A 2980-nucleotide genomic window follows, 5' to 3' on the forward strand; every position below is an offset into this window, starting at 1 on the left:
TACCACCTGCCCAGGCACAGACACCGACCCGGAACCCGCTCAAAAACCCATCAGAAGATCCATTTCAGGCCACGTCGGTGGAACAAGGCTTAGCGGGCCGGTTCAGGCGCCGGCCGGACGGCGAGCTGCCAGGAGCAGGGCCAGCGGCCCGGCCGGGAGGAGGAACCGGCCCTCGTCCACGGCCCGCAGCGCATCGCCCATCGGCAACCACATCAGCTTGAAGTCCTGCTCTGACTCCGTGAGCTCCTGCGGCCCGAGGGTCAGGCCGCGGGCCTCGAAGAGGTGGACGCGCGCCACAGAGGGCGTTAAGTCCGTTTCTGGTAGCGGCCTCGTCCGGGTTGGGTGAGGAAGCCTTGGCGGGTGAGGCGGCCGGCGGCAAGGGCCCGGGGCTGCTCGAAGGGCCACCCGGGAACGGGGCTTGCGGACGCTACCGTCCGGTGTAGGTGAACTCGTCGTCCGGGCTGGTGGGAGAGGTGGCCTTGCCGACCGTCACGGTGATGTTCACCGTCTGGTGGACGTCGAACAGATCGGGCGCGGTTGCGGTGATCTGGCCGGTGGAGACGAACTTGACCGAGCCGGACGCCTTGTCCTTGAAGTGCACGGTGGCTCCGTCGGCGAAGCCCGAGCCTTTGATGGTGACCGGGGCGCCGACCTTACCGCTGGTCGGGTTGACCGAACTGACCACCACAGGTGCGGGTCCGCCATAGGCGAACTGCCCCATGGCGACGGCCGGGGAGGTGCCGAGGGTGTTGGTGATGCGGATGTGGACGACGCCCGTTCCGTTGGGGACCTTAGCGGTGATCTTGAGGCCGGAGGGGTCGATGGTGGGCGGCTCGGTGCAGGCGAAGTGGCCGAAGTCGACCATGCTGTCCTGACTGAAATACTTGCCGTTGATCGTCACCGTGTCGCCTGCGGCGCCGAAGGTGGGGCTCACGTCGGTCACCACCGGCGGGGAAGGCACGTCAGGCGCCCCCACCAGCTCCAGGTAGGTGGAGTTGGCGTGCTGGTAGGCGATCTGGCCGAGGAAGTCCTGGGTGGTCTTGTTGACCAGCTTCTCGGCAAGGCTTGTGTATCCGGTGTTCATCAGGCAGAGAGTGCCGGGCTGGACGTAGACGTTGCCGTTGGTGCGCTTGGAGATCGCCCCGATGAGCAGCTTCACTTCTTCGGTCGCCTGCGGTCCCGGGCTCGGGTACCAGCCGGTGGTGGTGTCGAGATCGGCCCACGCGTGCGGCACCAGGTCGTAGGCGTTGTTCTGGCGCTCGTCGATGACCCACGGCACGGAGTCGAAGTAGTCGACGAAGCTCTGCACGCCGGCGGTGGGAGCGGCATAGGTCATCACCGCGAACTTCGGCTGTTTCGGCCAGGTCTGTGCCTGAAGGTACGGCGCGAGCATGCTGGCGATGCAACCGCCCAGGCTGTGACCGGTCAGATAGACGGTCGGCTGCGGCGAGGAGGGCGCCGCCTTGAGCGCAACGGAGAGCGCCTGAGCGAGCGTGGCGTTCAGGGAGGGAGAGGCGATCGAGCGGGCGGTGACCACTCGTGTGAACGCGTCCTTTGCCCCCTTGGACACGAAGATGGGCGTCGGCGATCCGCTTTCGGGGAACGGGACGACCGTGCCGACATCGAGGTCCTCAAGGATGTCGGTCAGATCGGCGTCCGTTCCGCGAGCGACCACGGCGAACTCGTTCGAGCCGTTGGTGCTCCGTACGAGGTAGGCCATATTGGCGTTGGCCTCGCTCAGGGCGAGCCACACCAGCTCCCACTCGTCCTGCGTCGCAAGGCCGGGATCGCGCAGTTGCGCGTCGATGCCGGTGATGATGCGTTTGGTCTGCTGCTCCAGGGTTTCCCCGGACGGACGCGGGGTGGCCCCGGTAGCTGCAAGGGCAGCCAGGGTCATGGTCACCTGGGAGATTGCCGGATCGGATGCCATCGTCGTTCCTGCTCCTCGGAGGTTTGCCGGTGCGGGGGCGCGACGGCCTTTCGGCAGCATCAGGGCAGATCTATGCCGAACCGACCGTCAGAGTGGATCGCACACCATCAGACCTCCCCTCCGCGTTGCCCGGCGCTCTTCCTGTCTTCAGGCTGGCCAGGTTCACCTTGTTGGCCGTTCGCCATACGCGTCTGCGGTGCGCCGAACCAGGTGCACAGCGCGAGCGCCAGACCTGCGGTGTCCGCGGGCAGACCCGGGGCGGCGGCCCAGGCAACGATGCCGTCGCGGCGGACGAGCGCGGCCTAGGGAAGACACTCGCGTCAGGCGTGAGTCAGCCTGTGCGACGGGTGACGACGCGGAGGTTTGCCGGCCATGCGGTGGGCGCGCCAACCATCCGGCGCGGCGGTGCGCCCCCGCTTTCACCGGTCGGTACCACGTCGAACGGCGGCCCGTCTGAAGTCAGGGTCGGGCGTGGAAGAACGGATGGACCGGGCTTCCTGCGGCGTACGCCGCCAAGCGGTCAAGGATCTGCGCCCAGGTGTGGCTGGTATGCCCGAGGTCGGTTTCCTGGTACCCCTCCCCGAAGCCGCAGTGGCGGAAGAGTACTCCGGCACCGGAGTCCGAGCGGGTCGCAGGGCCCATTTCCCATTCCCATGTCGAGCCTGTCCAGCCCGGCCAGCCACGGGTCACCCGCATCCTGACGAGCTTGTCGGGTTCGGTCGTCACGTCGACCTCGAGGTCGACGGGGGCCTCGGGAAAGCCGAAGCGTGCGCGTTCGCCGGCGACGTCGCAGTCATCGGTCCAGAAGGCACGCTGGCCGCCGGTGGTGGACAGGATTTCGAAGATGCGCGAGGCATCGGCGTCTATATCGACGGCCAGGGTGATCGGAGCGTTCATGGCGCCCTTCCTCATCGGGCGCGTTGTTTTAGCAGTTGCTGAATTGAGCGTGTACAGCCACGGCAGCTGTAGTTCCGGCGTCTTCCCTGATCAGGAGCTCGCGGGGGCCGAGTGGGGGTATGGGTACGGCCACCGTGATCATGAACGTTTGTG

Annotated in this window: 3 protein-coding genes and 1 pseudogene; all 4 read right to left on the bottom strand. The window is 67.0% G+C overall.

What is annotated here, in order from left to right:
• Positions 1 to 102 precede the first annotated feature (102 nt).
• Positions 103 to 297: a hypothetical protein gene (locus AB0M27_RS47190; RefSeq protein ID WP_365732374.1), complete on the bottom strand. Its 195-nt coding sequence runs from the start codon at positions 295 to 297 to the stop codon at positions 103 to 105.
• 130 nt (positions 298 to 427) lie between these two features.
• Entirely contained in the window at positions 428 to 1930 is a 1503-nt protein-coding gene (locus AB0M27_RS47195) for an IPT/TIG domain-containing protein (protein ID WP_365732375.1), read from the bottom strand.
• Between the two features lie 107 nt (positions 1931 to 2037).
• A pseudogene (locus AB0M27_RS47200) lies at positions 2038 to 2220 on the bottom strand (hypothetical protein); the annotation flags it as partial.
• A gap of 169 nt (positions 2221 to 2389) precedes the next feature.
• On the bottom strand, positions 2390 to 2827 hold the full coding sequence (locus tag AB0M27_RS47205; RefSeq protein WP_365732376.1) for a hypothetical protein: 438 nt from the start codon (positions 2825 to 2827) through the stop codon (positions 2390 to 2392).
• Between the last annotated feature and the right edge of the window lie 153 nt (positions 2828 to 2980).

Source organism: Streptomyces sp. NPDC052107 (assembly GCF_040680215.1).
In the GTDB taxonomy this organism is placed as follows: Bacteria; Actinomycetota; Actinomycetes; order Streptomycetales; family Streptomycetaceae; genus Streptomyces.

What these genes read in the sequence shown, in the direction of transcription:
- AB0M27_RS47205 (WP_365732376.1), bottom strand. Translation starts at nt 2,827, where the DNA reads ATGAACGCTCCGATCACCCTGGCCGTCGATATAGACGCCGATGCCTCG.
- AB0M27_RS47195 (WP_365732375.1), bottom strand. Translation starts at nt 1,930, where the DNA reads ATGGCATCCGATCCGGCAATCTCCCAGGTGACCATGACCCTGGCTGCC.